A 26,738-nucleotide genomic window follows, 5' to 3' on the forward strand; every position below is an offset into this window, starting at 1 on the left:
TTCGCCGGGCCGGGGGCCTTTCCTCATGATGCTTCTTCGCCAGACCGTCTCCCGGCTCATCACCACGCTGATCACCCTGTTCGGCGTGGCGGTGATCGTTTTTGTCGTCATCCGCGTGGTGCCAGGAAACCCCATCGCCATGATGCTGCCGCCCGGCGCTTCCGAGACCGATATCGAACGGCTGAAAACGCTTTACGGGCTGGATAAATCCATCTTCGAGCAGTTCGTCATCTGGTTCGGCAATGTGCTGCATGGCGATTTCGGCACCTCGATCTCGACACGCCAGCCGGTGCTGTCGCTGGTGCTCGACCGCCTGCCGGCAACGCTGGAGCTATCCATCATGGCACTGGTGATGGCGGTGGCGATCGGCGGAGCCCTTGCCGTCCTCGGCACGCGTTTCCGGGGACGCAAGACGGAGGCCGGCATCGACGTCGCCAACGGCATCGGCCTGTCGATCCCGGATTTCCTGTGGGGGCTTGCACTGATCCTGCTGTTCGGTGTGCTCTGGCCCGTCTTCCAGATTTCCGGCCGCGTCTCGCCGCGGCTTGAACTGCCGTTCACCAACCAGTTTTATCTGTTCGAAAGCCTGGCGCGGCTGCGCTTCGACATCACGGCCGACCTGCTGTCTCATATGTTCATGCCGGCGCTGGCGCTGGCGCTGCCGCTGGCGGCGATCATCTCGCAACTGCTCAAGCAGTCGCTCAAGGAGACGGTGAACCTCGACTATTCGGTGCTCGCCCGCACCAAGGGCTATTCGGAAACCAAGGTGATCCTGTCGGAAGCACTGCCCAATTCGATCCTGCCGACGCTGACCCTGGTCGGCGTGCAGTTCACTTTCCTGATCGGCGGCACCGTCATCATCGAGCGGCTGTTCTCCTATGAGGGGCTCGGCAACATGGCGATCGACGCCGTCATCAACCGTGACCTGCCGCTGATCCAGGGCATCGTCATCCTGTTCGCCATCCTGTTCACCTTCGTCAATCTGGCCGTCGACATGACCTACGCCTTCCTCAACCCGAAGCTGCGTCATGCTTGACGGACGTGGTTCGATACGCCGGCGTTCCGGCGCAAGACTTTGGCTCTCGGCCGCCTGGCTGACCGTGTTCGTGCTGGCGGCGCTGCTCGCGCCGCTGATCAGCCCGCATGATCCGCTGGCGCAGGACCTGATGCTCGGCCGCCTGCCGCCGGCATGGATCGCAGGCGCCGAGCCCGGCTACTGGCTGGGCACTGACAGCCTCGGCCGCGATGTGCTGTCGCGCATCATCCACGGCGCGCGCATCGCGCTGGTCGTGGCGCTGATCGCCGGCACGGCCACCTGCCTGCTCGGTTCGGTGCTCGGCCTCGTCGCCGGCTTCTATCGCGGCTGGGCCGACCGGCTGATCAGCCGGCTGGTCGACATCTGGATGGCCTTTCCGCCGGTGCTGTTCGCGATCCTGCTGATCGCGGTGCTCGGCACCGGCCTCACCTCGGTCATCCTTGCCATCGTCATCATCGACTGGACGCGCTTCTGCCGCGTCGTCCGCGCCGAAACGCTGAACCAGTCGAAGATGGACTATGTACACAGCGCCAAGGTGGCAGGCTTCACCCGGCTGCGCACGCTGGCCACCGAAATCCTGCCCAATGTGCTGCCCACCATCATCGCGCTGCTGACGCTGGAAATGGGCATTGCCGTCATCGTCGAGGCGATCCTGTCCTTCGTGAACCTGTCGATCTCGACCGACCAGCCGACCTGGGGCGGCATGATCGCGGAAGGTCGCACCAGTATCCATCAGGCCTGGTGGGTGCTGGTATTTCCGCTCATCGCGCTCTTCCTCACCGTTCTTTCCTTTGCGCAATTCGGCGATGGCCTGCGCGAACGTTTCGATCCGGTGCTGCGATGAGCGGCTTCCTGGAGATACGCGGGCTTTCGGCACGGCTTGCCGGCACGGGCCAGCGCCTGCTCCGCTCGGTCGACATCAGCCTGCCGGCCGGCTCCGTGCGAGGACTGGTCGGCGAAAGCGGCGCCGGCAAGAGCATGATCGGCAAGGCCGTGCTCGGCGTGCTGCCCAAGGCCGTCGAGGTCATCGAAGGCGAGATCCTCCTCGACGGCCAGGACCTGCAGAAGGTATCTCCTGCCGAGCGTCGGCGACTGATCGGCGCCAAGGCGGCACTGATCCCGCAGGATCCGCTGACCGCGCTCAATCCGTCGCGGCGCATCGGCCCGCAGATCACCGACCGCCTGGTCGACATCCTCGGCTGGACGAAGGCGCGCGCCGCCACTCGCGCGCTGGAAGTGCTGGCGGAAGTCAGCATCCCGGAGCCTGAACGCATCATGCGGCTCTATCCGCATGAACTCTCCGGAGGCATGCGCCAGCGCATCCTGATCGCTTCGGCCTTTGCCGCCGAACCGAAGCTGATCGTTGCCGACGAACCGACGACGGCGCTCGACGTCACCGTGCAGAAGCAGATCCTGAAACTGATCTCCGAACTGCAGGCCCGCCACGGCACCGCGCTGCTGTTCGTCACCCATGACCTCGGCGTCGTATCCAAAGTCTGCGACACGCTTTCGGTGCTCTATGCCGGCAAGGTGGTCGAAGATACCACGGTGGAGCGTTTCTTCGCTGCCCCGCAGCATGGCTACAGCTCGGCACTGCTGGCGGCAACGCCACGTCATACCGATCCGTCATCTTCCCTGAAGCCGGTGCCGCGTGAAGTCCTCGACGCTGTCGCAGCCGAGGTGGCTGCCAGCGATGCCGCATGGCGTCCGAGCGGAGGCGCCCGTGGCTGATAACAGGGCTGACAACATCTTCGAGGTTTCGGATCTGCGCGTCGATGTCGCCGACATGACGCGAAAGCCGCTGTTTGGTCCAGCACCGCGGCTGGAAATCCTGAAAGGCATCAGCTTCACCATCCCGCGCGGTGCGGTGCTCGGCATCGTCGGCGGTTCAGGCTCGGGCAAGACGACGCTGGGGCGCACAATGGTCCGGCTTGCCGAACCGAGTGGCGGCCGGATGCTGTTCGACGGACACGACATCGCGCATCTATCCGATGCCGCGATGCGGCCGCTAAGGCCGCGCATCCAGATGATCTTCCAGGACCCGCTGTCGTCGCTCAACCCGCGCCTGACGGTCGGGCGCACGGTGGCGGCGCCGCTGAATGCCAGGGCGAACGATCCGCGTGTCGGCGAGGCGCTCGAACATGTCGGCCTGCCCGCCAATTTCGCGCGGCGCTATCCGCACGAACTCTCCGGTGGCCAGCGCCAGCGCGTCGGCATCGCCCGTGCCATTGCCATGCGACCGGAATTCATCCTCGCCGACGAGATTGTCTCCGGTCTCGACGTCTCCTCGCAGGCACAGGTGCTGATGCTGCTCGAGAAACTGGTGGCGGAACTCGGCCTGACGCTCGCCTTCATCAGCCACGACCTGTCGGTGATCCGCCGGCTGTGCAGCCGCGTCATCGTGCTGCGCTCGGGTGAAATCGTCGAGGATGCGGCGACCGTCGATCTGTTCGAGCGGCCGCAGCATGCCTACACGCGCGAACTGCTGGACGCCATTCCGACACCCGATCCTTCGGTGCGCTGGTAGGCAAGCGGAACTCTTCCTCTTCGTCGCCGTGACCGCCCCCTCTCCGTCTCGGCTTCGCCGAGCCACCTCTCCCCGTTTTGCGGGGCGAGGAACCCAAGCTGGAAAGGCGCTGTCGCCGCAACTGCGGTTCCTCGCCCTGCCGAAGGCGGGGAGAGGTGGCTCGCCCACAGGGCGAGACGGAGAGGGGTCTTGCTGCATTCGTGTTTTCTCACGACGCCCAACGCCGAGCCTTTCTCCCAGGCCCGGAGCAAGATACACATCACCGCCATCGTACCCCTGCCGAGGACATCATGAAAATCCGTCTGTTCCGAAACGCCGCTCTGAAGATCGAAGTCGCCGGCAAGACGCTGCTGGTCGACCCGGATCTCGGCGACAAGCACAGCCGTCCCTCCTTCACAGGCCGCTCGCCGAACCCGATGGTCGACCTGCCGGTGAGCATCGAAGAAATCCTCGAAGACGTCGACCTGGTGATCGTCTCGCATTTGCATGCCGACCATTTCGACACGGTGGCGCAGACAGTGATCGCGAAAGACGTCCCGCTGATCTGCCAGCCCGGCAATGAAGAGAAAATCCGAGGCTTCGGCTTCGAGGACGTCACCACGCTTGCCTCCGAACTCACCTGGAACGGCATCAAGCTGACCCGGCGTGACGGCAGCCATGGGCTGGGACCGGTGGTCGAGAAGATGGGACCGGTGATCGGCTTTTCGCTGGAGGCGGCAGACGAGCCGACGCTCTATTGGGCTGGCGATACGGTGCTCTATCCGCCGGTGACTGAGACGATGGCAGCGACGAAGCCCGACATCATCATCACCCATTCCTGCGGCGCGCGCTGGGATGGGGAACTGATCGTCATGGACGACAAGCAGACCGTGGAAGTGGCGCGCTCGGCGCCCCAGGCCAAGGTGATTGCCGTGCATATGGAGGCGCTCGACCATGCCACGATCGACCGGGCCACGCTGCGTCAGACAGCCGAAGCCGCCGGCATCGGCGCAGAGCGCCTGCTTATCCCGGCGGATGGTGAGACGGTGCGCATCGACAAGAGTTGAAGGAAGCCGAATTCCCTCCGCCAGCAGGCATGAAGGGACTGGCCAATCATGCCTCCAGCGCCATATTGTTCGCATATAGTTGGCGAAAACCATTCTCATGCAGAGAATGGATGCATCGCCAGAAAGCTGAAATTCCGGAGAACTGAAACGACATTCTACTGATCGCCGATCAAAGGAAATTCTTTCCTTCGACAAGAAGCGGTCGCTTCTGCGATCAGGACGCATGCCGGCAGCGATCCGGTCACGTGGTTTGGTTTGTCGCATGATCTTGATCCGAAAAGTCTGCAACTTTTCGGGATCATGCTTCAGGGAGCGTTGCGATGAGCGCGAAGGCTGAGGCAGAATTCGGTGGTGCAATGAAGCGGCTGCAGCCGCCCGTCGCATCGGTGCTCGACCTGATCGGCGAGACGCCGATCGTGGAGTTGAAAAAGTTCGATACCGGCAAGTGCCGGCTGTTCATCAAGCTGGAAAGCCAGAATCCGGGCGGCTCGATCAAGGATCGTATCGCCCGCTCCATGATCGATCAGGCCGAACGGGACGGGCGGTTGAAACGCGGCGGCGTCATCATCGAGGCGACGGCCGGCAACACCGGCCTTGGTCTGGCCCAGGTCGGCATCCCGCGCGGTTACCGCATCATCCTCATCGTGCCCGACAAGATGTCGCGCGAGAAGGTGCAGCATTTGAGGGCTCTGGGCGCCGAGGTGCGGCTGACGCGCTCGGATGTCGGCAAGGGCCATCCTGAATATTACCAGGACATGGCCGAAAAACTGGCCTCCGAAATTCCCGGCGCCTTCTACGCCAACCAGTTCTCCAATCCGGCCAACCCACTGGCGCACGAGAGCACGACCGGCCCGGAAATCTGGCAGCAGCTCGACGGTGACGTCGATGCCGTGGTGGTCGGCGTCGGTTCCGGCGGCACCTTGTCCGGGCTCGGCCGTTTCTTCGCCGGCGTCTCGCCCAAGACCGAGATGGTGCTGGCCGACCCGGTCGGATCGGTGCTGGCGCCGCTGGTCAAGACCGGCGAGATGATCGAGGCCGGCAGCTGGACCGTGGAGGGCATCGGCGAGGATTTCGTGCCGCCGAACTGCGACCTCTCGCTGGTCAAGAAGGCGTACTCGGTTTCCGACCGGCATTCGATGCTGGCGGTGCGAGACCTGCTCTCCAAGGAAGGCATCCTGGCCGGCTCCTCATCCGGCACGCTGCTGTCGGCGGCGCTGCGCTACTGCCGCGAACAGAAGGTGCCGAAACGCGTCGTCACCTTCGTGTGCGACAGCGGCAACAAATATCTCTCCAAGGTGTTCGACGATTTCTGGCTGGCCGAACAAGGCCTTGCCGAGCGCGAGCAGCATGGCGACCTCTCCGACCTCGTGGCCCGTTCGCATCGCGAGGGCGGCACGGTGTTCGTGGGGCCGCAGGACACGCTGCTCACCGCCTATGGCCGCATGCGGCGTGGCGACGTCTCGCAACTGCCGGTGCTGGAAGACGGCAGGCTGGTCGGCATCATCGACGAAGGCGACATCCTCGGAAAAGTCGATGGCCCTTATGACGGCCGCTGGCACCGCTTCGACCAGCCTGTGCACACGGCCATGACCGCTGAACTCCACACGCTGCAGGCCAACCAGACGCTGGACGCGCTGCTGCCCGTCTTCGACCGCAACGAAGTGGCCATCGTCTTCGACGGCGACGAATTCGTCGGCCTCATCACCCGCATCGATCTCATCAACCATCTGAGGCGCACCCGATGACCATCCAGGGCAAGAACAGGCTCGCTTTTTCGACCCGCACCATCCATGGCGGGCAGAGCCATGACCCGACCACCGGCGCCGTCATGGTGCCGATCTATGCGACCTCTACCTATGCGCAGCAGTCGCCCGGCGTGCACAAGGGCTTCGAATATGCCCGCAGCCAGAATCCGACCCGCTTCGCCTTCGAGCGTGCGGTGGCGGATCTTGAAAGCGGCTCGGCGGCCTTTGCCTACGCGTCGGGCCTGGCGGCCATCGCCAACATCTTCGAGCTGCTCGACACCGGGGCCCATATCGTCGCAACCGACGACATCTATGGCGGCACGTTCCGCCTGCTCGAACGCGTGCGCAAGCGCTCTGCCGGACTGCAGGTGAGCTTCGCCAATTTCACCGACCTCGCCGCCGTCGAGGCGGCGATCCGGCCGGAGACCAAGCTGCTCTGGGTCGAGACGCCGACCAATCCGCTGCTGCGCGTGGTCGACCTCGCCGCCGTTGCCGCACTGGCCCGTCGCAAAGGGCTGATTGCGGTTGCTGACAACACATTCTGCAGCCCCTACATCCAGCGGCCATTGGAACTCGGCATCGATCTTGTCGTGCATTCAGTGACCAAATATCTGAACGGCCATTCCGACATGGTCGGGGGCGTCGTCGTGGTGGGCGACAATACCGAACTGCGCGACCAGTTGAAGTTCCTGCAGAATGCGGTCGGCGCCATTTCCGGGCCGTTCGACAGTTTCCTGGCGCTGCGCGGCCTGAAAACGCTGGCGCTACGCATGGAGCGGCATTCGACCAACGGCCTGAAGATCGCGCGCTGGCTGGAAGCGCGGCCGGATGTCCGCCGTGTCATCTATCCGGGATTGGAGAGCCATCCGCAGCACGATGTCGCCAAGGCGCAGATGAATGCCTTCGGCGGCATGATCACCGTGGAGCTTGATCGCGACCTTGCCGGCACCAAACGCTTCCTCGAGCACACGCGCCTGTTCGCACTGGCCGAAAGCCTCGGCGGCGTCGAAAGCCTGATCGAACATCCGGCATTGATGACGCATGGTTCCATCCCCGCTGAAAAGCGGGCGGCCATCGGTATCTCGGATTCTCTGGTCAGACTGTCAGCCGGCATCGAAGACGCCGACGACCTGATCGCCGATCTGGCGCAGGCACTGGCGGTGTAAACGAAACATTCCTTTTCCCCTTGAGGGAGAAAGTGGCCGAGACCCGGCGGCTAAGCCGCCGTTGAAGGCGAGGTCGGATGAGGGGGGGTTGGACGGAGTGCGTCCTCAGCCTTCGTGTCGCGCGAGAACTGGCACGCGCTACGATCGCTGGCCTGCCCTCAGCCGTGCCTCAAGCCAGCGGCTGTAGCGCGAGCCGCCGAAGCAGAACAGGAAATAGATGACGCCCGCGACCAGATAGGCCTCGTCGTAGAAGCCAAGCCACTTCGGGTCAGTGGTTGAGGCCCTTGCCGCGTTGAGCAGGTCGAAGATGCCGATGACGGCAAGCAGCGAAGTGGCGAGCAGGAAACCGATAGCGAGATTGACCATGCCGGGGATGACCTGACGCAGCGCCTGCGGCAGCACGATCAATTGCATGGTGCGCCAATAGCCGAAGCCAAGCGCCTTGGCCGCCTCTTCCTGGCCGTGCGGAATGGTCTGCAACCCTCCCCGCACCACTTCAGCGACATAGGCCGACCAGAACAAGGTGATCATGATGATGGCCCTGACCGTCTTGTCGACGAACTGGCCACCAGGAATGGCCATCGGCAGGATCAGCATCGCCACATAGAGGATGGCCACCATCGGCGTGCCGCGCATCAGTTCGATGAACAGCACCGCCAGCGTCCGTAGGCCGCCCATCTTCGAACGCCGCGCCAGCGCCAGAAGGACCGCCAGCGGAACGGAGAGCCCGAAACAGACCGACCAGACCAGCAGGGTCACCGGCAACCCGCCCCACTGGTTGGACGGCACCGGCGATCCGGTCAGCGTGCCGGTGAGCAGCACCCAGCAGAGACCGACGACCAGCAGCCAGGCGATCAACAGCTCGCGCCGCCAGAAGCGTGGCAGGGCGGTGACGCCGAGCAGGCCGAGCAAAAGCAGGAGCGCCGCGGTCGGCCGCCATTGCAGGTCCTGCGGGTAGAAGGCGAACAGGATGAAGCGCAGCTTGGCCGTCACGAAGGCCCAGCAGGCGCCTGATGCCGCTGCGCAATCCTGCGCCGTGCCGGTCCAGGTGGCGTCGAGCACCAGCCAGTGCGCTAGCGGCGGCAGCAGCCAGGCGAGGAAGGCAAGGGTGAGCACGGTCAGCGCCGTGTTCAGCCTGGTGCCGAACAGGCCATTCCAAAGCGGCTTCCAGTCGAAGGAGCGGCGCATCAGCGGCAGGGAAGCGATATTGACGAGGCTCATCGCGAAACGTCTCCGCGCAGGGCGACCCTGCGGTTATAGACATTCATCAGCGCCGACACCGACAGGTTCAGGACAAGATAGATGCCGATCAGGATGGCCAGCGCCTCGAAGGACTGGCCGGTGGTGTTGGCGGTGGTGTTGATGATGGAAACGAGGTCCGGATAACCGATGGCGACCGCCAGGCTGGAATCCTTGGTGAGGTCGAGATAGCTCGACGTGATCAGCGGCGTGATCACGCGCAGCGCCTGCGGCAGCACGACGAGACGCATGATCTGACCCGGATGCAGGCCGAGCGCCCTCGCCGCCTCCCACTGGCCGCGCGAGACCGACTGGATGCCGGCGCGCACGATTTCGGCGATCGCTGCCGAGAATTTGACGGTGAGGCCTGCAAGCAGCGCGGCGAACTCCGGCGTCAGGCTGTAGCCACCTCGGATGTTGAAACCACCAAGCACAGGCATGTCGAGAGACAGCGTCGCACCCGTCGCCGGGAATGCCGCGCCGGCGGCCGCCAGCAGAACGAACGTCGCGGCCAAACCGTTGCCGGACCTCAGGCGACGGCGACGATACGCGGTGTAGAGATAGAGGCCGTAGGACAAGGCGATGGCGACCAGCAGCAGAACGGTCCGGCTTGAAAACCCGTCTACGATGATGCCCGGCACGAAGACGCCGCGATTGGACAGGAACAACGCATCGAAGGCCGACAACGCCTGCCTTGGCGGCGGAAAGGATTTGGCGAGCGCGATCCAGAAGAACAGTTGCAGCAGCAGAGGCGTGTTGCGGATCAGCTCGACATACCAGCGCACGAGCGTCGCCAGCAGCAGATTGCCGGACAGGCCCGCTACACCCAGTGCCACGCCCAGAATGGTCGCCAGAACGCAGCCGAACACAGCCACTTTGACGGTGTTGATGAGACCGGCAAGGATTGCCCAGACGTAGAGATCGCCCGCCTTGAAGGCGATGACGCTTTCGCCGATCTCGAAATTGGCCGACCGTTCGAGAAAGCCGAAGCCCGGCGTGACGCCGATGCGCCTCATGGTGTCGGCGACATTGGCGCCCAGCAGCCAGAACAAAGCGACGACCGCGACGAAGACGGCAAGCTGGATGAAGGGCCGCGGCCCCCACCAGCCGGCCAGCCGGCTCAGCAGGCCGGGCCGATCGCGGCCCAGCACGATTTCGGTCGTCGCCATGGTTCGGGAAGCTCGGTCAGCTCACCGGAAAGGCGGCGAATAGAGCAAGCCGCCGTTCGACCACAGATTGTTGTAGCCGCGTTCCCAGCCGAGCGGCTTCAGGTTGCGGTCGAAGATCTCGCCGTAATTGCCCACCGTCTTGATGATGTTGTAGGCCCATTTCGGGTCGAGATTGGTGGCCTGCGCCAGCGAGGGATCGACGCCGAGGAAGCGCTGGATCGCCGGATCCTCCGACTTCAGGAACTCGTCGACATTCTTCGAGGTGATGCCCCATTCCTCGGCCTGGATGGTGACGTTGACTGTCCAGTTGACCAGTTCCTGCCAGCGGTCGTCGCCACCGGCGATGGCCGGAGCCAGCGGCTCCTTGGACAGGCGCTCCGGCAGGATGACGTAGTCATCCGGCTTCTTGAGCTGGGTGCGCTTGCCGACGAGATCGGAGCTGTCCTGCGTGATCGCATCGACGCGGCCGGATTCCAGCGCGTTGATGAATTCGCCGGTCTCCTCGATGGTCACCGGCGTGAACTTCTTGCCGGTCTTGCGGAAGAAGTCGGCGATGTTCAGCTCGCCGGTGGTGCCGCTCTGCACACCAATGGTGGCGCCATCGAGTTCCGCTGCCTTGGTCACGCCGAGGTCCTTGCGGACCAGGATGCCCTGCCCGTCATAAAATACGGTCGGGCCGAAGTGGAAACCCAGTTGCAGGGCACGGGCGATGGTCACCGTCACACCCGACAGCAGAATGTCGAACTCGCCGGCCTGAAGTGCCGGCAGGCGCTGCTGCGGCGAGGAGTTGGTGAACTCGACCTTGTCCGGCGTGCCGAACACGGTGATGGAAAGCGCCTTGCCATAGTCGACGAAGAAGCCCTTCCACTGGCCGTCGTCGCCCGGCGCGAAGAAGCCTGGGGTGGTGCCGACGCCGACCTTGATTGCGCCGCGCTGCTTGATCTTATCCAGCGTTGGGCCGGCATCGGCCACGCTTGAAAACGCGGTCGCAGCCACGACCAGCGACGCCGCCACCGCACGGCGCCACAGGCCGCCGGGTTGCGATAAAAATGTCATCTCGATAACTCCTGATCTGTAACAGGCCGACCCGAAACGATCGCGCTCAGCCCCCTTTCGCCGACCCGGACAAACGGTAACTCCATAAAATTTGTAGACTAAGGAACGACAATCCAAAATTGCGGCGTTCCGGGAAGCGCTTTGCCGAAAAACGGCGGCTTTGGAGGTGGAAGCGGCGCGCCTCCCCTTTGCGAAAAAAGAGCGGCCGGGCAGAACCCGGCCGAGGTGAGAAGATGTAGGATGCGGGTCAGGCGGCTACCGAAGCGAAGCCGCTTTCGAGCAGGTCGGCATAATGTCGCTTGGCGACGTCTGGATGCGAACGCAGGCGGCTCTTCAACACATTGGTGCCGACATTGCGGAACAGCGGATTCTCGGGATCGCTGGCCGGTCCTCGCGCTTCCTCCGCCAGATTGGGGGGCAGGTCGAGCAGCGGAATGGAAGCATCCAGCCGCGCACTGAAGAAGAACGGCACCGACAGCCGTTCGACACCGGTGGGTGGCGTGACGACACGATGCACCGTGGCGCGCAGATAGCCGTTTGAAGCCAGTTCCAGCAGTTCGCCGATGTTGACGACCAGCGTGCCGGCGATCGGATCGACCGGCACCCAGCGCTCGTCATATTCGACCTGCAGGCCTTCATTGTGGTCCTGCAGCAACAAGGTCAGGAAGCCGCCATCCTTGTGCGCGCCGACGCCTTGCTCGCTGCCCGTGAGATCGCGGCCGGGATAGCGCACGATCTTCATGCGGTGGTTGGGTTCACCGGCATAGATGGCGTCGAAGGCATCCTCCGGCTGCTCGAGCGACAGCGCGAAAGCCTTGAGCAGGCGGATCGCCACGTCGGTCACCTGCGCCTGCCAGGCCAGCAGCGCCGGCTTCAGATCCGGATAGAGCCGTGGCCATTGGTTCGGCCCCTGCAGGCGCGTCCATGCGGCGGTGCCCGGCTTCTGCGCGATTGCCTCGCGCTCGACCCCGATGTCGAGCTGTTCGCGCCAGTCCGCCTTGCCGCGCGTCAGTTCACCGCCGGTGCGCGTGTAACCGCGAAACTGCGGCGAGTTGACCATGGCGATCTTGAGCTTTTCGTCCTCCGGCAGTTCGAAGAAACGCTTCGCCGAAGCGAGCACCCCTTCGATCTCGCTGACCGCGATTCCGTGGCCGGCCAGATAGAAGAACCCGACATCGCGGGCCGCCGACCTGAGATCCGCCAGGAAGGTGCGCCGTTCCGACGCGCCCTGCTCCAGGCGGCTGAGATCGAGCACAGGTACGATTCTGGTCATGTTCGGGATTCCTCCGGTCTGTCCGTGTTGCCGAAAAACCCACCCGCCAAGATTGCGATCGCCGCAGCGGCCACCCCAAGCCACAGCAGGTCGGCCGAATACCGTTTGATGCCGAGAAAATGCCAATCCTTGCACAGCGCCATCGCCAGCGAGCAACGGTCCGACGTGTAGAGGAGACACGGCAGCGTGCCCGCAGCGGAAAAGCCCGTGTTTGCCATCACCTGCGCATAAACGACGGCCCACCACAGGACGCTGAGCGCAACCAGGAGAACGCTGGCGAGTTCAAGCCACGGCAAGACTGTCTTGGCCATTCTTCTCGACTGAACGCTCATTTCGCGTACCCCAGTCACATGCTTTAGGCGGCTTTCAGTTCCTGTTCACCGACGGCGCCGTCGAGTGCCTGCTCGAGATCGCGGATGATGTCGTCGGGATGTTCGATGCCGACCGACAGCCGCACGTAGCCCGGTGTCACGCCGGAGGAGAGTTGATCCTCGGCCGAGAGCTGCGAATGCGTGGTCGTGGAAGGATGGATGGCTAGTGAACGGGCATCGCCGATGTTGGCGACATGGTAGAAGAGCTTCAACCCATTGATGAAACTGCGGCCGGCCTCGCGCCCGTCCTTCAGCTCGAAACCTACCAGCGCACCATAGCTGCCAGCCCGGAAATAGGCATCGGCGCGGCGCTTGTCCTCGCCCTCCTGGTAGCGAGGGAAGATGACCGAGCCCACCTTGGGGTGGCCCTTCAGATATTCGGCGACCTTGAGCGCGTTCTCATTGTGCTGGCGGATGCGCAGCGGCAAGGTCTCCAGCCCCTGCAGCAGCTGGAAGGCGTTGAACGGGCTGATCGCGGCACCGACATCGCGCAACAGCACGGTGCGGATGCGCAGCACATAGGCAACCGGGCCGAGCGGCTTGGCCGCTTCCACCCAGATCTTGCCGTGATAGCTCGCGTCCGGCTGGGTCAGCGTCGAGAAGCGCCCCGCATGCTCTTCCCAAGGAAAATTGCCACCGTCGATGACGATACCGCCGATCGAAGTGCCATGGCCGCCAATATATTTGGTGGCCGAATAGACGACGACCGCCGCGCCGTGTTCGAACGGCCGGATGATCAGGGGAGCAGCCGTGTTGTCGACGATCAGCGGCACGCCGAGCGAGCGGCCGATGTCCGCAACCTCCTTGATCGGGAAGACCTGCAGCTTCGGATTGGGCAGCGATTCCGCGTAATAGGCGCGGGTGCGCTCATCGGTGGCGCGGCGGAAATTCTCCGGATCCGACGCATCGACAAAACGCACCTCGACGCCGAAATGCCTGAGCGTGGCCGCAAACAGCGCCCAGGTACCACCGTAGAGGCCAGTGGAAGAAACGATGTTGTCGCCTGCGCCGGCAAGGTTCAGCACCGAATAGGCAGACGCGGCCTGCCCCGACGATAGAAGCAGCGCCGCGGCACCGCCTTCCAGGGCGGCGATGCGCTGCTCGAAGGCATCCTGCGTCGGGTTGGAGACGCGGGTGTAGATGTGGCCAACCTCATCGAGCGAGAACAACCGGTCGGCATGATCGGTGTCCTGGAACTGGTAGGACGTGGTCTGGTAGATCGGCACCGCCACGGCACCCGTCGCGGGATCGGCGCGCCAGCTGCCGCCATGCAGTGCGAGCGTTTCGGCAGAGAGATTTTCCAGCGTCATGTCGTCTGCTCCTTGTTTCGGTCCGTGAGGTTGGCGGTTCAGGCGGCGGGCACGGCCTCAGTGCGTGCCTGGGCAGCGAGAAGATCGGCGTGATGGCGCGCAGCAACATCAGGATGCGAGCGCAGCCGGCTTTTCAGCGTGTTCTGGCCCGAGTTGCGAAACAGCGGGTTGTGCGGATCGCGCGTGATGCCGCCGGCCTGCGCCTTGAGGTGAGAAGGCAGATCGAGCAGCGGCACTTCGGCGTCGAACGGCGCACCGAGGAAGAAGGCGACCGACAGCCTATCCGTGCCGGCGGGCGGCGTGACGACGCGATGCACGGTCGCCTTCAAATAGCCGTCGGTGACCAGTTCCAGCAGCTCGCCGATGTTGACGACGAAGGTGCCCTGGCGCGGCTCGGCTTCGATCCAGCGGCCATCCTCCGTTTCAACTTCCAGGCCTTTCTGCTTTTCCTGGAGCAGCAAGGTGAGGAACCCGCTGTCCTTGTGCGCGCCGACACCCTGTTCGCTTCCAGTGGCATCGCGGCCGGGATAACGGATGATCTTGATCAGGTGATTGGGCTGGCCGGCATAGATGGCCTCGAACACGTCGCGGTCCTGCTCCAGCGCCACAGCGAAAGCCTTGAGCAGGCGCGTCGCCAGCCTGGTCAGCTCGGACTGCCATTCGAGCAGGATCGGCTTCAATTCCGGCAGCGCACCCGGCCACAGGTTCGGGCCTTGCAACCGGGTCCATGCCGGCTGGTCCTTGCCGAACGCCAGAGCCGGCGCTTCGGAGCCGATGTCTATCTGTTCGCGCCAGTCGCGATGGCCCTGGGTGAGCTCCTGGCCGACGCGGTTGTAGCCGCGGAAATGCGGCGAGTTGACCATTTCGATCTCGAGCTTGTCGGCTTCCGGCAGCGCGAAGAAGCGGCGCGAGGACGCCAGCACGTCATCGATCAGGCTTTGCGGGATGCCGTGGCCGGAGAGGTAGAAGAAGCCGACATCGCGGGAAGCGCGCTTCAACTGGCTGAGGAACGCGGTCGGATCGGTTTCAAACAGGGAGAAATCCAGAACCGGAATGGATTGGATGGCGGTCGTCTTGCTCACTTTCAGGCCCTCTTGGCAGGTCCCTAAGCGTGGCAACGGCATGGGCAAAATCAAAGGAACGACCATCCCTTTGACACCGGAACGCGAAAAATCCCGCGTGCCGTGCCCCGCGATCGGCGCGATTTTTTGCTAACCCTACAAAATTCGTAGACTAAAGAGGCCGAACCCGCATGACGCCCGAAACGCCAACGGCATCACGTCTGATCGGCGCGCTCATCATCGATGAGGATGCGCTCCGCACTGCCGTCAAGATCCTCGTACTGGCCACTGCGCAACGCCCACAGGAAGGCAACGAGGCCGGCCGCACCGAGAAAAAGCGCCACCGGGATGAGGACGATGAGATTGCTCATTGCACCGGCCTTTCGATCAGCCTGGCCGGAACGGCAACACGTGGCTCCTCCTCCGCAACCGAACGGCCGCCGGCAAGCCGCATGGCGTTGGCGATGACGATGATCGACGACAGCGACATGGCAATCGCTGCAATCAGCGGGGTGACATAGCCGAAGATGGCGATCGGGACTGCGACGAAATTATAGGCGATGGCGAAGGCAAGGTTCTGCCGGATCAGCCGGCCTGCCTTGCGGGAAATGTCCAGTGCGAAGGGGATCACCGTGAGGTTTTCACGCAGGAAGACGAAGTCGGCAGCATTGCGGCCGATGTCGGCGGCAGTCGCCGGTGCCATCGAGACATGGGCGGCAGCCAGGGCAGGTGCATCGTTCAATCCATCGCCAATCATCAGAACCTTGCGACCCTTGTCGGCAAACGCCGCGATGCGCGCCACCTTTTCACCCGGCAGCATCCCGGAACGATAGGCATCGATGCCGGCCTGTGCGGCGATTACCTTTGCGTTGGCGCTGTGATCGCCGGTCAGCATCTCCACCACCAGCCCCTGCCCCGCCAGGTCGGTCACTGTCTCGGCAGCACCCGCACGCAATCGATCCTCGCAGACAAAGCTGGCGCGCAGAACGCCGTCGCGCGACAGGACCGTACCCACCGCCCCGGCGCCATCCTTCAGTGCCCATTGCGCGCGGCCCAGCCGCCAGACAGAACCATTCATTGACGCCTCCAGTCCGAAACCCGGCACTTCGCTGACCGCATCCAGAAGGTGAGGCTGCATCGACGCGCCGGGATTGGTTTCCGTGATGGCACGCGCGACGGGATGCCTGGAATGCGCGGCCAGTTGTGCGGCAATCACCATATCGGCGGGACTTATCCGTTCGACGTTCGCCAGCCTGAGCGCGCCGAGCGTCAAGGTGCCGGTCTTGTCAAAGAGGACCGTGTCAATGCCGGCGAGCCGCTCCATGGCGGAGCCGTCCTTGACCATGATGCCCTGTTCGAACAGGCGACGGGCGGCCACCACCTGCACGATCGGCACGGCCAGGCCAAGCGCGCAGGGACAGGTGATGATGAGAACGGCAATGGCGATGATCATCGCCCGATGCCAGTCGCCCGAAACGAGCAGCCAGCCGAAGAAGGTGAGCAGCGCCGTGAGGTGCACGACCGGCGCATAAAGCGCTGATGCCTTGTCGGCGATACGACGGTAGCGCGCCCGCCCGCCTTCCGCGGCTTCCATCAGGCGTACCATTTCGGCGAGGAAGGAATCTTTTGCCGCGGCAGTTGCTTCTACCGTCAGCGCGCCGGTGAGGTTCAAGGTACCGGCCTGCAGCATCGCGCCCTTGTCGACCGTTTCCGGCTCGCTTTCGCCACTGACCAGCGAACGATCGACTTCGGAAGCCCCCTTCATGACCAACGCGTCGACCGGTACGCGCTCCCCGGCGGCGACGAGGATCACGTCGCCCCTGGCGATCTCCTCGACCGGCACGTAACTCGGCGTACCGTCGCCGGCAACAACGGTGGCGCCGCGGGCTGCCAGGCGCCTCAGGCCGCTCACGGCGGTGCGCGCCTTTTCGCGCATGACGTGGTCGAGCGTGCGGCCGATCAACAGGAAAAACAGCAACGAGACCGACGCGTCGAAATAAGCATGCGGACCATGGTTGATCGTCTCATAGAGGCTGAGACCGTAGGCGAGCGTGATGCCGATAGCGATCGGCACATCCATGTTCATGCGGCCGTGGCTCAGCGCGCTCCAAGCCGAGCGAAAGTAGATGCGGCCGGCGAAGGCGAGCGCGGGGATGGCGATCAGCGCCGAGACCCAGTGGAACAGGTCGCGCGTCGCATCCGTCGCGCCGGACCAGACCGAGACCGACAACAGCATGATGTTGGTGGCGGCGAAGCCGGCTATCGCAACGGCCCGGATCAATTCGGCCAGTACAGGATCCTTGCCGTTGTCGTTTTCGCGGTCGAACAGATGCGCCTCGTAGCCGAGTCCGTAGAGCGTCGCGACCAGCGGTGGAAACTCCCCTTCGCGCAGCCGCACCGAAACCCGCTTGGTCGAGAGGTTCACGCGCGCCCCGACCACGCCCGGCAGTTTCTGCAGGGCGGTCTCGACGGTACGGATGCAGGCGCCGCAGTGGACGCCGGGGACGGCGAAGTCGACCTGCGCAAGGCCGCCACCAAGCGAACGGCTTGCCAGCCTGACCTCATCGACTGATGGAGCGCCCGAGCGGTCCAACTCAAGCGAAGATTCGACGCCTGGTGCGCAACAGCTCATTGAACTGCCCCGTTGCGAACGAACACACGCTGCACCTGCCGATAAGGCAAGGCGCGGCCGACGTCGGCATCGACCTCAACGATCCAAGCGCCATCACGCACGGCTAGCCGCACGCTGAAGGCTCCGCCCGGTTCCGGCACAAGGTCGATCGTGCGATCCTCGGCATCGTAAGCGGGATGGCGGAACGCCACCTTCACGCTGGCAGGCAGAACCGGTTTGCCGGCGGCATCGACTAGTGCGTAACGGATCACACCATCGGCAACCGTCAGCGTGCCTTGCCAATGCAGCGCCGCCTGTGCGCGTCCCTCCTCCGCCTTCCTGTTGAACTGCTGGCTGGCGACATAGCTGTTCTGGACGACAAGCCCGGTCCAGCTCGACCGCGCCAGCGTGGCCATCGTCATGTTGACGGCGATGATGACGCCGAAGAAGGTGAGTGTGATCACCAGCATATGCCGGCCAGTGAACTCGCCGGTGGAGCGACGGCGCATGGTCATCTCGATGCCTCCGGAGCGATGAAGTTGGCGTCGTAGCTGGCGGTCTCGGTGCCCGCGACGTCCTTGGCGACGAAACGGAAGGGCGTGCTTCCCGGCCGCATCAGGTCTCGCGGTTGCCGCACAAAGATCTTGAGCGACTTCAACCGGTCCGGCTCGACCTCAACGGCGAGCGTTTCGCCTTCCATCGGCTCGATGCCGACTGCATTCATGGCGCCCCCCTGCAAACCTTCCAGCGTGATCCGGATGGTGCGCGGTTCGGGGATCATGTTGAGCAGCTTGACGGTATAGCCGTTGCGGATGGCGCCATCCGCAAGCACCACGAATTGCGGGTTGCGATCATGCAGGACGTTGAGTTGCAGCCGTTCGCGCGTCAGCAAGGCATAGAGCATGGCAAGGCCGATCAGCGCCCACACAGCGGTGTAGACGAAGGTGCGCGGCCTGAAGATCTTGCCGAGGTGGAACTGGGCAACCTTGTCCGCAAGGCGACCGCCCGGCTGTCTGACCAGCGCCGGTTCGATGGCATGCGCGCCGTTGCCTGTAGCGAGCGCCATGTTGGCATTGTAGTCATTCAGCGTCGCATAGGCGATGAGGCCACGCTCCTTGCCGATCTTGTCCATGACGCTGTCGCAGGCGTCGATGCAGAGCGCACAGGTGATGCATTCGAGCTGCTGGCCATCGCGGATATCGATGCCCATCGGGCAGACTGCGACACAGGCATTGCAGTCGACACAGTCGCCGACGCTCTCGCCGGCCACCGCCGCTTTCTTGGCATGACGCGAGCGCGGTTCGCCGCGCCAGTCATTGTAGGTGACGGTGAGCGAATTCTCGTCGAGCATCGCGGCCTGGATGCGCGGCCACGGGCACATATAGGTGCAGACCTGCTCACGCATCAGCCCGCCGAAGACGTAGGTCGTGGCGGTCAGCACGGCTATGGTCATATAGGCAATGGCAGCCGCCTGTCCGGTCAGCACTTCGCCGAGCAGCGTCGGCGCATCGGCGAAATAGAAGATCCAGGCGCCACCAGTCGCGATTGCGATGAGCAGCCAGACAGTGTGCTTAGCCGCGCGCTTGACCATCTTGCTAACCGACCAGGGAGCGCCGTCCAGTTTGATGCGGGCATTGCGGTCGCCCTCGATGGCCCGCTCGACCACCAGGAAGAGATCCACCCAGACCGTCTGCGGGCAGGTATAGCCGCACCAGGCGCGGCCCACCGTCGAGGTGATCAGGAACAGGCCGATGCCCGCCATCACCAGCAGGCCGGCGACGAAGAAGAACTCCTGCGGCCAGATCTCGATGAAGAAGAAATAGAAGCGGCGGTTGGCGAGATCGACCAGCACGGCCTGGTCGGGGGCATAGGGGCCGCGATCCCAGCGCAGCCATGGCGTCAAATAGTAGATGCCCAGCGTGATCGCCATGACGATCCACTTGAAGCGGCGGAACTGGCCGGAAGCACGCTTGGGAAAGATCTTCTTGCGCGCCGCATAGAGAGGTTGGCGGACCCTGGCGGAATTGACCGCCTCCGCTTCCAGCCGTTCGACCTCTCCAACATCAAGCATCACGCATTCCCACGCTTCTCACCCTGCATGCGCCTGCCAGGGCGGATTTGCCTTGACCGAGATCAAGTGGTCGATGTGCTGTCGGGACCCGCCTTTCGGCGGGTCCCGTCGCTGGGCCCCAAGGGGAACAGATTTTAGGCGGACCCTATTCCCCTCCCCCCAGCGAATGCACATAGACAGCCAGTTCCTTGACCTTGACGTCGCCCAGGCGTGCGCCCCAGGCAGGCATCACGCCGTTTTTCGGCGCTCGCACCTGCTGGGCGATAGCCCGTTCGCCGGAGCCGTAGAGCCAGATCGCGTCGGTCAGGTCCGGAGCGCCGAGGTCGCGATTGCCCTTGGCGTTGGCGCCATGACAGGCGGCGCAGTTGTCGGCGAAGACCTTGGCGCCGGGCTCCACCTTTGCCGGATCACTGACCGGCCCCGACAGGCTCGCCACATAGGCGCTGACATCGCCGATCTGGCCGGGGTTGAGCATTTCGGCGAAGGCCGGCATCTCCGAAGTGCGAGTGTCCGGATCGTCGACGAAGCGGATGCCGTGAACGATCGTCTTGTGGATCTGATCGGCCGAACCGCCCCACAGCCATTCGTCGTCATTGAGGTTGGGGAAACCGGGCGAGCCTTGCGCGCCCGAACCATGGCACTGCACGCAGTTGACGCGGAAGGTCGCTGCCCCAGCGGCGGTGGCGAAATCGCGCAGGCTGCCGTCAGCCTCGATCTCATCCACCGATTTCGCCTTGATCGCGGCGATGTATTTTTCCTGGGCGGCGCTGGCCGCGGCCAGCTCCTGCTTGACCTCGCCCCGGCTCGAATAGTCGAGCACGCCCCTGGTTGCCGATGTCAGAAGCGGCCAGGCGGGATAGGCGACGGTGTAGCCGATCGCCCAGATCACCGTTGCGTAGAACGTCCACAACCACCAGCGCGGCATCGGGTTGTCGAGTTCGCGGATGCCGTCCCATTCGTGGCCGGTGGTCGAAACGCCGGAAACCTCATCGATGTGTTTTTCGGTCATGGCTTGTCGTCCTCGAACGGGATCCTGGCTGCGGCGTCGGCGTGCGTCTTGCTGCCGGGGCGAAGGGTGAAGAGCACCACGCCGACAAAGAAGACGGTCATGCCGAGCAGACCCCAGCTGTCGGCGAAGTGGCGCATGGCGGTGTAGGTTTCCATCTCGCGCCCCCGTCAGCGGTAGCCGGCGGCTTCATCATAGGTCGAGAAATCGACCAGCGTGCCGAGCATCTGCAGATAGGCGACCAGCGCATCCATCTCGCTCACCTGCTGCGGGTTGCCATCGAAGTCACCTGTTTTGGCCTTCGGATAGCGTTTGGTGAGAGCCGAGGTGTCGGCATTGGGGTTGGCCTGGGCGACAAGATCGACTTCTGCGTTGTCGATCATCTCCTGCGTATAGGGGACGCCGACATCGATATTGGCGACGAGCTGCGTGGAGAAGCCCTTCGGCGACAGCGGCACGGTCTTCAGGAAGGCGTAGCGCGGCATGATCGATTCCGGCACCACCGAGCGCGGGTCGGTGAGATGCTGGACATGCCATTCATTGGAATAGCGGTCGCCGACGCGAGCAAGGTCCGGCCCGGTACGCTTCGAGCCCCATTGGAAGGGATGGTCGTACATGGACTCCGCCGCCAGGCTGTAGTGGCCGTAGCGCTCGACCTCATCACGGAAAGGCCGGATCATCTGGCTGTGGCAGAGATAGCAGCCCTCGCGGATGTAGATATTGCGGCCCGCCAGTTCCAGCGGCGAGTAGGGCCGCATGCCTTCCACCTTCTCGATGGTGTTCTCGAGATAGAACAGGGGCGCGATCTCGACGATGCCGCCGATGGTGACGACCAGGAACGAGCCGACGAGCAGCAGCGTCGCGTTGCGCTCGATGAGCGCGTGTTTGTCCATCAAAGCCATGTGAGAACTCCTATTCGGCCGGCTGCAGGGCGGGTGCGGTGCCGGTGGTCGGCACCTCCTCGCGCTGGTGACCGCGGATGGTCATGAAGATGTTCCAGGCCATGATCACCACGCCGGAGAGGTAGAGTGCCCCGCCGAAGGCGCGCATCACGTAGTAGGGGTGCATGGCGGCGACGGACTCGGCGAACGAATAGACCAGGAAGCCTTGCTCATCGTATTCGCGCCACATCAGGCCCTGCATGATGCCCGACACCCACATGGACGCGGCGTAGATGACGATGCCGAGCGTCGCCAGCCAGAAATGCCAGTTGACCATGCGCACGGAATAGAGGCGTTCGCGGTTCCACAGGCGCGGCACCATGAAATAGACCGCCCCGAAGGAGATCAGCCCGTTCCAGCCGAGCGCGCCGGAATGCACATGGCCGATGGTCCAGTCGGTATAGTGGGACAGCGAGTTGACGGCCTTGATCGACATCATCGGCCCCTCGAAAGTGGCCATGCCGTAGAAGGCCACCGCCGTCACCATCATGCGGACGATCGGGTCGGTGCGCAGCTTGTCCCAGGCGCCGGACAGCGTCATCAGGCCGTTGATCATGCCGCCCCAGGACGGCATCCACAGCATGATCGAGAACACCATGCCCAAGGTCTGCGCCCAGTCGGGCAGCGCGGTGTAGTGCAGGTGATGCGGCCCGGCCCAGATGTACATGAAGATCAGGGACCAGAAGTGGATGATCGACAGCCGGTAGGAATAGACCGGCCGGTTCACCTGCTTGGGGATGAAATAATACATCATGCCGAGGAAGCCGGCGGTGAGGAAGAAACCGACGGCGTTGTGGCCGTACCACCATTGCGTCAGCGCATCCTGCACGCCGGAGAACAGCGAGTAGCTTTTCGATCCGACGAATGAGGCCGGCACCGCCAGATTGTTGACCACGTGCAGCATCGCGATGGTCACGATGAAGGACAGATAGAACCAGTTGGCGACGTAGATATGCGGTTCCTTGCGCTTCAGGATCGTGCCGAGGAAGACTGTCAGGTAGGCGACCCAGACGACGGTGAGGAACAGGTCGATGTACCATTCCGGCTCTGCGTATTCGCGGCTCTGGGTGATCCCTAGCAGATAGCCGGTGGCGGCCATGACGATGAAGAGCTGATAGCCCCAGAAGACGTACCAGGCGAGATTGCCACCGAAGAGGCGCGCACGGCAGGTACGCTGCACGACATAGAAGGAGGTCGCGATCAGCGCGTTGCCGCCGAAGGCGAAGATGACCGCCGAAGTATGCAGTGGCCGCATGCGGCCGAAATTGAACCAGGGCTCCAGGTTGAGGTCCGGAAAGGCCAGCTGCAGCGCGATGACGACGCCGACCAACAGCCCGACCACCGCCCAGAACACGGTCGCGATGGCGCCGTAGCGAATGGGGCCATCCATATAGGCGGACTGATCCACCGGCTGTTCCGGCTCGAAACTGACATTGCGCAAGAGCACGATGGTGCCGATGGCCAGCACGGCGAACAGCACCCACATATGCGCGCGGAACGGAGCGTCGGCAGCGAAGCCCGCGCCGAGCAACGCCAGGAACGTCGCCAGGCTCATCCAAGCAATTTCGGCTCCATATCTCATCGAGCGATCCCTCGGTACCATCGAGACTGCATCCCCATGCGGTCTTTCCTGCCTCCGTTTCCGACAAAGCGAGAGTGCCCGCCTTGATCCAGGTCAAAGCCGCGCGAAGCGCTTCTTGTCAGTCTTGACGGCTGGACAAGGGTGCGGAGGACGGTCTGTGCGGGGTGAACGACAGTTGAGAACGAAGGTGGCCCACGAGCCACCTGCGCCGCACATGGAAGGAAGAAAACCGCTGGAAGCCAGGCGCCCTGCGCTGGTCATGCGGCATGTCCATGAAAACAAGCTCGCGCTCTGCGTGGCGCTCGAGGCAGTAGCCGACGCTCTGCCCGAAAGCGTATGCCGGGCCGAATGTCTGCGCATAGCCAGCCTGCTGGTGCCGCTGCTACGCGAGGCGCATGCTTACGAGGACGATGTGATCTTTCCGGCGTACGCAGCGGCTGCGCCGGATGCCGATCTGACCATCCAGCGCCTGCGTGTCGAGCATGTCGAGGATGAGAGCTTTGCCGACGAAGTGACCGAGATCCTGCTGGCCGTCGGCCATGGCGAACCGATCGCGAATGCCGAAGCCATGGGCTTCATGCTGCGGGGACTTTTCGAAACCCTGCGGCGCCACATCGCCTTCGAGCGGGAGCATGTTCTGCCGGCTATCCTCGGCTGATACCGGCACATCGACACGTCTCAGCGTCCAGCGCGGGCCTCCAGTCTTTCACGCCGCGCCACCGTGACATGGCGGTTGTTCTCGATGCTGATGACGCCATCGGCGCGCAGCTTGGTGAACTGCCGCGAAACCGTCTCGATGGTGAGCCCGAGGAAGTCGGCGATGTCGGCGCGCGTCAGCGGCAGGTCGAACGTCACCTTCTCCTCGCCTTCGTCCAATGTCGGGTCGATGTGGTTGGCGATCAGCAGCAGGAAACTCGCGACCTTCTCCGAAGCCGTCTTGCGGCCAAGCGTCAGCATCCAGTCGCGCGCCTCGTCGAGCTCCTTCAGCGTCTGGCGCAGCAGGCGGTTTTCCAACTCGGGGCTCTGCTTCATCATCCGCTCGATGGCGGCCTTCGGAAAGCTGCACAGCGAAACATTGGTCGCAGCCTCGGCATTGACGGCGCTTTCTGTCTTGAACGGACGACCGAGGAAATCGGGAGCGAATTGCAGGCCGACGATCTGCTGGCGGCCATCGGACAAGGTCTTGGTGAGTTTCACCACTCCGGCGAGCACATTGGAATAGTGATCCACCGTCTCCATGTCGCCGACAAGTTCGGCGCCCGGCTCGATAGTCTGCTTGGAAGAAGCCTTGGCGAGCGCCACCAGTTGATCGGAGTCGAGTGCGCCGCAGACACCGCGATGGCGTGCCTCGCATGCCTGGCAGAGAACCGGAATCCCCGCCGTATGAACATCCTGTCGCAGGTTCATGCCGCTCGCGCCCCCGCGTTGCTTATCCCTTTCCTTTTACCCCGTCCCGTCCAGGAAATCCCGCGTCAGTTTGTCTCCGGCGCCAATTGACCTGGATCAAGAACCAGATCCGGCGCGCAGGTCATGATCACCGCCAAGAGAAATCGATGATTTCGAAGGCTGCCATGCAGGACATTCTTCTCAACCGGTATTCGGCTCCGGTGCCACGCTACACCAGCTATCCGACGGCACCGCATTTCCACCAGGGCGTCACGGCGCAAACCTATCGTGATTGGCTGACGGCACTGCCAGCCGGCAGCACGCTGTCTCTTTACGCCCATGTACCCTATTGCGACCGGCTGTGCTGGTTCTGCGCCTGCCACACGAAACACACGCTCTCCTACGGGCCGGTCCGACGCTACGTCGATGCCTTGCGACGGGAAATCAGGACGGTTGGTGCGCTGCTCGATGATCAGTGCAAAGTCAGCGCGCTGCATCTTGGCGGCGGATCGCCAACACTGCTCAGCCCGCAAGACATGATCCTGGTGGATACGGCATTGCGCACGGCGTTCCAGTTCGATCCCGATTCAGAAATCAGCGTCGAGATCGACCCCAACGACATGGACGATGGGCGTTTCGACGCGCTGGCGGCGATAGGCATGACCAGGGCCAGCCTTGGGGTACAGGACTTCGACGAAAGAGTGCAGCAGGCGATCAACCGTGAGCAGAGTTTCGAACAGACCCGCTGGGTGGTCGAAAGCGTCAGGGCGCGGGAAGTCTCTTCGGTCAATCTCGACGTGCTTTACGGCCTGCCGTACCAGACGATCACAACCGTCGCCCGCACCATCGAACAGGTGCTCTCATTGCGCCCCGACCGCATCGCCCTGTTCGGCTACGCGCATGTGCCGTGGTTCAAGAAACACCAGAAGATGATCGATGAGACCGCCCTGCCCGATGCCGCCGAGCGCCTCGCCCAATCGCAACTGGCAGCGGATCTGATCGCGGGCGCCGGCTATGTGGCTATCGGGCTGGACCATTTCGCATGGCCGGGCGACGGCATGGCGCGGGCTCTGGCGGACGGATCGCTCAAGCGCAATTTCCAGGGCTATACCGTGGACGGTGCCGACGCGCTGATCGGGCTGGGCGCTTCCTCGATCGGCCGGCTGCCGCAAGGCTATGTCCAGAACATGCCGGCGACCGGCGAGTACCAGAAACTGGTCGAGAAGGGCGAATTGGCGACGGTACGCGGCATAGCACTCACGCCACAGGACCGGGCTCGCGGCTGGGTGATCGAACGGCTGATGTGTGACCATGCCTTCTCGCGCGCCGACCTTCTGGCGCTGTTCGGCGAGGACGCGAAACCCGTCCTGCGCGACGCACACATCCTTGCCGGCGATCCCGCGAGCGGATTCGCGGCCTATGGCGGCGACTTCAGCGTCGCCGAGCAGGCCAAGCCTTTCGTGCGCTCGATCGCGGCGCATTTCGACAGCTATCTTGCGACTGGTGCCGCACGCCACTCCGCGGCGGTGTGACAACCTATCCTGCTTTTAGAGCGTTTCCGCGTTTCCGTGAAAGACGGAAACGCTCTATGGGCAGGACATGGATTTTCACGCACTGACCCAAACCGCAGTCGACTTTGTCCGGGCCAATCAGGGCTGGGGCTTCCTGGTCGTCATGGCGCTGGCCTTTGGCGAATCCCTGGCCTTCATCTCACTGCTGGTGCCGGCGACGGTCATCCTGCTCGGCATCGGCTTCCTGGTCGGAGAGAGCGGGATTTCGTTCTGGCCACTGTGGGCCGCAGCGGCAATCGGTGCCTTCTTCGGCGACTGGCTCTCGTTCTGGATCGGCCAGAGACTGAAGCATGACGCGGTGCGCTACTGGCCGTTGTCGCGCAATCCGGGCCTGCTCGAGCGGGGCCATCGTTTCTTCGAACGCTGGGGCACGCTCGGCGTGTTCGTCGGTCGCTTCTCCGGGCCGCTGCGCGCCTCCATGCCACTGGTTGCGGGCATCTGCGAGATGTCACCCGTCGCCTTCCAGCTTGCCAATGTGACATCAGCCATGCTGTGGGCCGCCAGCATACTCGCGCCCGGGGCTTTCGGCCTCAAATGGTTGCAAGACTGGATTTGAGTCGCAAGACGGATC

The 26,738-nt window shown here is 63.6% G+C and carries 26 protein-coding genes; 10 read left to right on the plus strand and 16 right to left on the minus strand.

All coding sequences use genetic code 11. The annotated features are described in order from the left end of the window. The first annotated feature begins 28 nt into the window (after positions 1–28). From AO692_RS07490 to AO692_RS07520, 7 genes are all read left to right on the plus strand, one after another. Positions 29–1,036 carry an ABC transporter permease gene (locus AO692_RS07490; RefSeq protein WP_054309490.1) on the plus strand — a complete coding sequence of 336 codons (1,008 nt, stop codon included), beginning with the start codon at positions 29–31 and terminating at the stop codon, positions 1,034–1,036. Further along, entirely contained in the window at positions 1,029–1,880 is an 852-nt protein-coding gene (locus AO692_RS07495) for an ABC transporter permease (protein ID WP_054309380.1), read from the plus strand. The genes AO692_RS07490 and AO692_RS07495 overlap by 8 nt, the downstream gene beginning before the upstream one ends. Further along, a complete protein-coding gene (locus tag AO692_RS07500; protein WP_054309381.1) occupies positions 1,877–2,767 on the plus strand; it encodes an ABC transporter ATP-binding protein in 891 nt (296 codons plus the stop codon). The genes AO692_RS07495 and AO692_RS07500 overlap by 4 nt, the downstream gene beginning before the upstream one ends. A 55-nt stretch (positions 2,768–2,822) precedes the next feature. Beyond that, positions 2,823–3,563, plus strand: coding sequence for an ATP-binding cassette domain-containing protein (locus AO692_RS07505; protein ID WP_244483284.1), 741 nt, complete (start codon positions 2,823–2,825; stop codon positions 3,561–3,563). 290 nt (positions 3,564–3,853) lie between these two features. Then, positions 3,854–4,609: an MBL fold metallo-hydrolase gene (locus AO692_RS07510; protein ID WP_054309383.1), complete on the plus strand. Its 756-nt coding sequence runs from the start codon at positions 3,854–3,856 to the stop codon at positions 4,607–4,609. Positions 4,610–4,965: 356 nt separating this feature from the next. Beyond that, a complete protein-coding gene (locus AO692_RS07515; RefSeq protein ID WP_054309491.1) occupies positions 4,966–6,354 on the plus strand; it encodes a pyridoxal-phosphate dependent enzyme in 1,389 nt (462 codons plus the stop codon). Further along, on the plus strand, positions 6,351–7,520 hold the full coding sequence (locus AO692_RS07520; RefSeq protein ID WP_054309384.1) for a PLP-dependent aspartate aminotransferase family protein: 1,170 nt from the start codon (positions 6,351–6,353) through the stop codon (positions 7,518–7,520). The genes AO692_RS07515 and AO692_RS07520 overlap by 4 nt, the downstream gene beginning before the upstream one ends. Before the next feature lie 138 nt (positions 7,521–7,658). Here the strand turns inward: AO692_RS07520 and AO692_RS07525 are convergent, their stop codons facing one another. The 15 genes from AO692_RS07525 to ccoN form a co-directional block, all read right to left on the minus strand. Next, entirely contained in the window at positions 7,659–8,741 is a 1,083-nt protein-coding gene (locus AO692_RS07525) for an amino acid ABC transporter permease (RefSeq protein ID WP_054309385.1), read from the minus strand. Continuing rightward, positions 8,738–9,928 carry an ABC transporter permease subunit gene (locus AO692_RS07530; protein WP_054309386.1) on the minus strand — a complete coding sequence of 397 codons (1,191 nt, stop codon included), beginning with the start codon at positions 9,926–9,928 and terminating at the stop codon, positions 8,738–8,740. Before AO692_RS07530 ends, AO692_RS07525 begins: the two co-directional genes overlap by 4 nt. A 21-nt stretch (positions 9,929–9,949) precedes the next feature. After that, entirely contained in the window at positions 9,950–10,984 is a 1,035-nt protein-coding gene (locus tag AO692_RS07535) for an amino acid ABC transporter substrate-binding protein (RefSeq protein ID WP_054309387.1), read from the minus strand. A gap of 247 nt (positions 10,985–11,231) precedes the next feature. Then, a complete protein-coding gene (locus AO692_RS07540) occupies positions 11,232–12,257 on the minus strand; it encodes an isopenicillin N synthase family oxygenase (protein ID WP_054309388.1) in 1,026 nt (341 codons plus the stop codon). Continuing rightward, complete coding sequence (locus AO692_RS07545; RefSeq protein ID WP_054309389.1) at positions 12,254–12,568, minus strand: hypothetical protein; 315 nt, start codon at positions 12,566–12,568, stop codon at positions 12,254–12,256. Before AO692_RS07545 ends, AO692_RS07540 begins: the two co-directional genes overlap by 4 nt. Positions 12,569–12,612: 44 nt before the next feature. Beyond that, the gene (locus AO692_RS07550; protein ID WP_054309390.1) at positions 12,613–13,938 is read right to left on the minus strand and encodes a PLP-dependent transferase; all 1,326 of its coding nucleotides are present in this window, start codon (positions 13,936–13,938) and stop codon (positions 12,613–12,615) included. Positions 13,939–13,976: 38 nt separating this feature from the next. After that, the gene (locus AO692_RS07555) at positions 13,977–15,020 is read right to left on the minus strand and encodes a 2-oxoglutarate and iron-dependent oxygenase domain-containing protein (RefSeq protein WP_244483272.1); all 1,044 of its coding nucleotides are present in this window, start codon (positions 15,018–15,020) and stop codon (positions 13,977–13,979) included. A gap of 194 nt (positions 15,021–15,214) precedes the next feature. Then, a complete protein-coding gene (ccoS, locus tag AO692_RS07560) occupies positions 15,215–15,370 on the minus strand; it encodes a cbb3-type cytochrome oxidase assembly protein CcoS (RefSeq protein WP_054309391.1) in 156 nt (51 codons plus the stop codon). After that, positions 15,367–17,631 carry a cation-translocating P-type ATPase gene (locus tag AO692_RS07565; protein WP_054309392.1) on the minus strand — a complete coding sequence of 755 codons (2,265 nt, stop codon included), beginning with the start codon at positions 17,629–17,631 and terminating at the stop codon, positions 15,367–15,369. The genes ccoS and AO692_RS07565 overlap by 4 nt, the downstream gene beginning before the upstream one ends. Then, on the minus strand, positions 17,628–18,125 hold the full coding sequence (locus tag AO692_RS07570; RefSeq protein ID WP_054309393.1) for a FixH family protein: 498 nt from the start codon (positions 18,123–18,125) through the stop codon (positions 17,628–17,630). The genes AO692_RS07565 and AO692_RS07570 overlap by 4 nt, the downstream gene beginning before the upstream one ends. Then, positions 18,122–19,681, minus strand: a complete 1,560-nt coding sequence (ccoG, locus tag AO692_RS07575) for a cytochrome c oxidase accessory protein CcoG (protein ID WP_054309394.1) — start codon at positions 19,679–19,681, stop codon at positions 18,122–18,124. The genes AO692_RS07570 and ccoG overlap by 4 nt, the downstream gene beginning before the upstream one ends. Positions 19,682–19,826: 145 nt before the next feature. Then, positions 19,827–20,690 carry a cytochrome-c oxidase, cbb3-type subunit III gene (gene ccoP / locus AO692_RS07580; protein WP_054309395.1) on the minus strand — a complete coding sequence of 288 codons (864 nt, stop codon included), beginning with the start codon at positions 20,688–20,690 and terminating at the stop codon, positions 19,827–19,829. After that, positions 20,687–20,845: a CcoQ/FixQ family Cbb3-type cytochrome c oxidase assembly chaperone gene (locus tag AO692_RS07585; RefSeq protein WP_054309396.1), complete on the minus strand. Its 159-nt coding sequence runs from the start codon at positions 20,843–20,845 to the stop codon at positions 20,687–20,689. The genes ccoP and AO692_RS07585 overlap by 4 nt, the downstream gene beginning before the upstream one ends. Before the next feature lie 12 nt (positions 20,846–20,857). Then, a complete protein-coding gene (gene ccoO, locus AO692_RS07590; protein WP_054309397.1) occupies positions 20,858–21,589 on the minus strand; it encodes a cytochrome-c oxidase, cbb3-type subunit II in 732 nt (243 codons plus the stop codon). Between the two features lie 10 nt (positions 21,590–21,599). After that, positions 21,600–23,210 (minus strand): cytochrome-c oxidase, cbb3-type subunit I, encoded by a 1,611-nt coding sequence (ccoN, locus tag AO692_RS07595; protein ID WP_054309493.1) that lies wholly within the window; start codon positions 23,208–23,210, stop codon positions 21,600–21,602. A gap of 214 nt (positions 23,211–23,424) precedes the next feature. Between ccoN and AO692_RS07600 the strand changes: the two genes are divergently transcribed. Further along, positions 23,425–23,868, plus strand: a complete 444-nt coding sequence (locus tag AO692_RS07600; RefSeq protein WP_244483273.1) for a hemerythrin domain-containing protein — start codon at positions 23,425–23,427, stop codon at positions 23,866–23,868. A 20-nt stretch (positions 23,869–23,888) separates the two neighbouring features. Here the strand turns inward: AO692_RS07600 and AO692_RS07605 are convergent, their stop codons facing one another. Next, positions 23,889–24,617: a Crp/Fnr family transcriptional regulator gene (locus tag AO692_RS07605; RefSeq protein WP_054309398.1), complete on the minus strand. Its 729-nt coding sequence runs from the start codon at positions 24,615–24,617 to the stop codon at positions 23,889–23,891. Positions 24,618–24,781: 164 nt separating this feature from the next. Between AO692_RS07605 and hemN the strand changes: the two genes are divergently transcribed. Further along, entirely contained in the window at positions 24,782–26,128 is a 1,347-nt protein-coding gene (gene hemN / locus AO692_RS07610; RefSeq protein ID WP_054309495.1) for an oxygen-independent coproporphyrinogen III oxidase, read from the plus strand. A 67-nt stretch (positions 26,129–26,195) separates the two neighbouring features. Next, positions 26,196–26,723, plus strand: coding sequence for a DedA family protein (locus AO692_RS07615; RefSeq protein ID WP_054309399.1), 528 nt, complete (start codon positions 26,196–26,198; stop codon positions 26,721–26,723). Positions 26,724–26,738: the final 15 nt, after the last annotated feature.

Source organism: Mesorhizobium sp. 1M-11 (genome assembly GCF_001303895.1).
In the GTDB taxonomy this organism is placed as follows: domain Bacteria; phylum Pseudomonadota; class Alphaproteobacteria; order Rhizobiales; family Rhizobiaceae; genus Mesorhizobium.

What these genes read in the sequence shown, in the direction of transcription:
- hemN (WP_054309495.1), top strand. Translation starts at nt 24,782, where the DNA reads ATGCAGGACATTCTTCTCAACCGGTATTCGGCTCCGGTGCCACGCTAC.
- ccoP (WP_054309395.1), bottom strand. Translation starts at nt 20,690, where the DNA reads ATGACCGAAAAACACATCGATGAGGTTTCCGGCGTTTCGACCACCGGC.
- AO692_RS07600 (WP_244483273.1), top strand. Translation starts at nt 23,425, where the DNA reads ATGGAAGGAAGAAAACCGCTGGAAGCCAGGCGCCCTGCGCTGGTCATG.
- AO692_RS07530 (WP_054309386.1), bottom strand. Translation starts at nt 9,928, where the DNA reads ATGGCGACGACCGAAATCGTGCTGGGCCGCGATCGGCCCGGCCTGCTG.
- AO692_RS07510 (WP_054309383.1), top strand. Translation starts at nt 3,854, where the DNA reads ATGAAAATCCGTCTGTTCCGAAACGCCGCTCTGAAGATCGAAGTCGCC.
- AO692_RS07525 (WP_054309385.1), bottom strand. Translation starts at nt 8,741, where the DNA reads ATGAGCCTCGTCAATATCGCTTCCCTGCCGCTGATGCGCCGCTCCTTC.
- AO692_RS07615 (WP_054309399.1), top strand. Translation starts at nt 26,196, where the DNA reads ATGGATTTTCACGCACTGACCCAAACCGCAGTCGACTTTGTCCGGGCC.
- AO692_RS07500 (WP_054309381.1), top strand. Translation starts at nt 1,877, where the DNA reads ATGAGCGGCTTCCTGGAGATACGCGGGCTTTCGGCACGGCTTGCCGGC.
- AO692_RS07550 (WP_054309390.1), bottom strand. Translation starts at nt 13,938, where the DNA reads ATGACGCTGGAAAATCTCTCTGCCGAAACGCTCGCACTGCATGGCGGC.
- AO692_RS07570 (WP_054309393.1), bottom strand. Translation starts at nt 18,125, where the DNA reads ATGACCATGCGCCGTCGCTCCACCGGCGAGTTCACTGGCCGGCATATG.
- AO692_RS07505 (WP_244483284.1), top strand. Translation starts at nt 2,823, where the DNA reads ATGACGCGAAAGCCGCTGTTTGGTCCAGCACCGCGGCTGGAAATCCTG.
- ccoG (WP_054309394.1), bottom strand. Translation starts at nt 19,681, where the DNA reads ATGCTTGATGTTGGAGAGGTCGAACGGCTGGAAGCGGAGGCGGTCAAT.
- ccoS (WP_054309391.1), bottom strand. Translation starts at nt 15,370, where the DNA reads ATGAGCAATCTCATCGTCCTCATCCCGGTGGCGCTTTTTCTCGGTGCG.
- ccoO (WP_054309397.1), bottom strand. Translation starts at nt 21,589, where the DNA reads ATGGCTTTGATGGACAAACACGCGCTCATCGAGCGCAACGCGACGCTG.
- AO692_RS07490 (WP_054309490.1), top strand. Translation starts at nt 29, where the DNA reads ATGCTTCTTCGCCAGACCGTCTCCCGGCTCATCACCACGCTGATCACC.
- AO692_RS07520 (WP_054309384.1), top strand. Translation starts at nt 6,351, where the DNA reads ATGACCATCCAGGGCAAGAACAGGCTCGCTTTTTCGACCCGCACCATC.
- AO692_RS07585 (WP_054309396.1), bottom strand. Translation starts at nt 20,845, where the DNA reads ATGGAAACCTACACCGCCATGCGCCACTTCGCCGACAGCTGGGGTCTG.
- AO692_RS07515 (WP_054309491.1), top strand. Translation starts at nt 4,966, where the DNA reads ATGAAGCGGCTGCAGCCGCCCGTCGCATCGGTGCTCGACCTGATCGGC.
- AO692_RS07535 (WP_054309387.1), bottom strand. Translation starts at nt 10,984, where the DNA reads ATGACATTTTTATCGCAACCCGGCGGCCTGTGGCGCCGTGCGGTGGCG.
- AO692_RS07545 (WP_054309389.1), bottom strand. Translation starts at nt 12,568, where the DNA reads ATGGCCAAGACAGTCTTGCCGTGGCTTGAACTCGCCAGCGTTCTCCTG.
- AO692_RS07495 (WP_054309380.1), top strand. Translation starts at nt 1,029, where the DNA reads ATGCTTGACGGACGTGGTTCGATACGCCGGCGTTCCGGCGCAAGACTT.
- ccoN (WP_054309493.1), bottom strand. Translation starts at nt 23,210, where the DNA reads ATGAGATATGGAGCCGAAATTGCTTGGATGAGCCTGGCGACGTTCCTG.
- AO692_RS07540 (WP_054309388.1), bottom strand. Translation starts at nt 12,257, where the DNA reads ATGACCAGAATCGTACCTGTGCTCGATCTCAGCCGCCTGGAGCAGGGC.
- AO692_RS07565 (WP_054309392.1), bottom strand. Translation starts at nt 17,631, where the DNA reads ATGAGCTGTTGCGCACCAGGCGTCGAATCTTCGCTTGAGTTGGACCGC.
- AO692_RS07605 (WP_054309398.1), bottom strand. Translation starts at nt 24,617, where the DNA reads ATGAACCTGCGACAGGATGTTCATACGGCGGGGATTCCGGTTCTCTGC.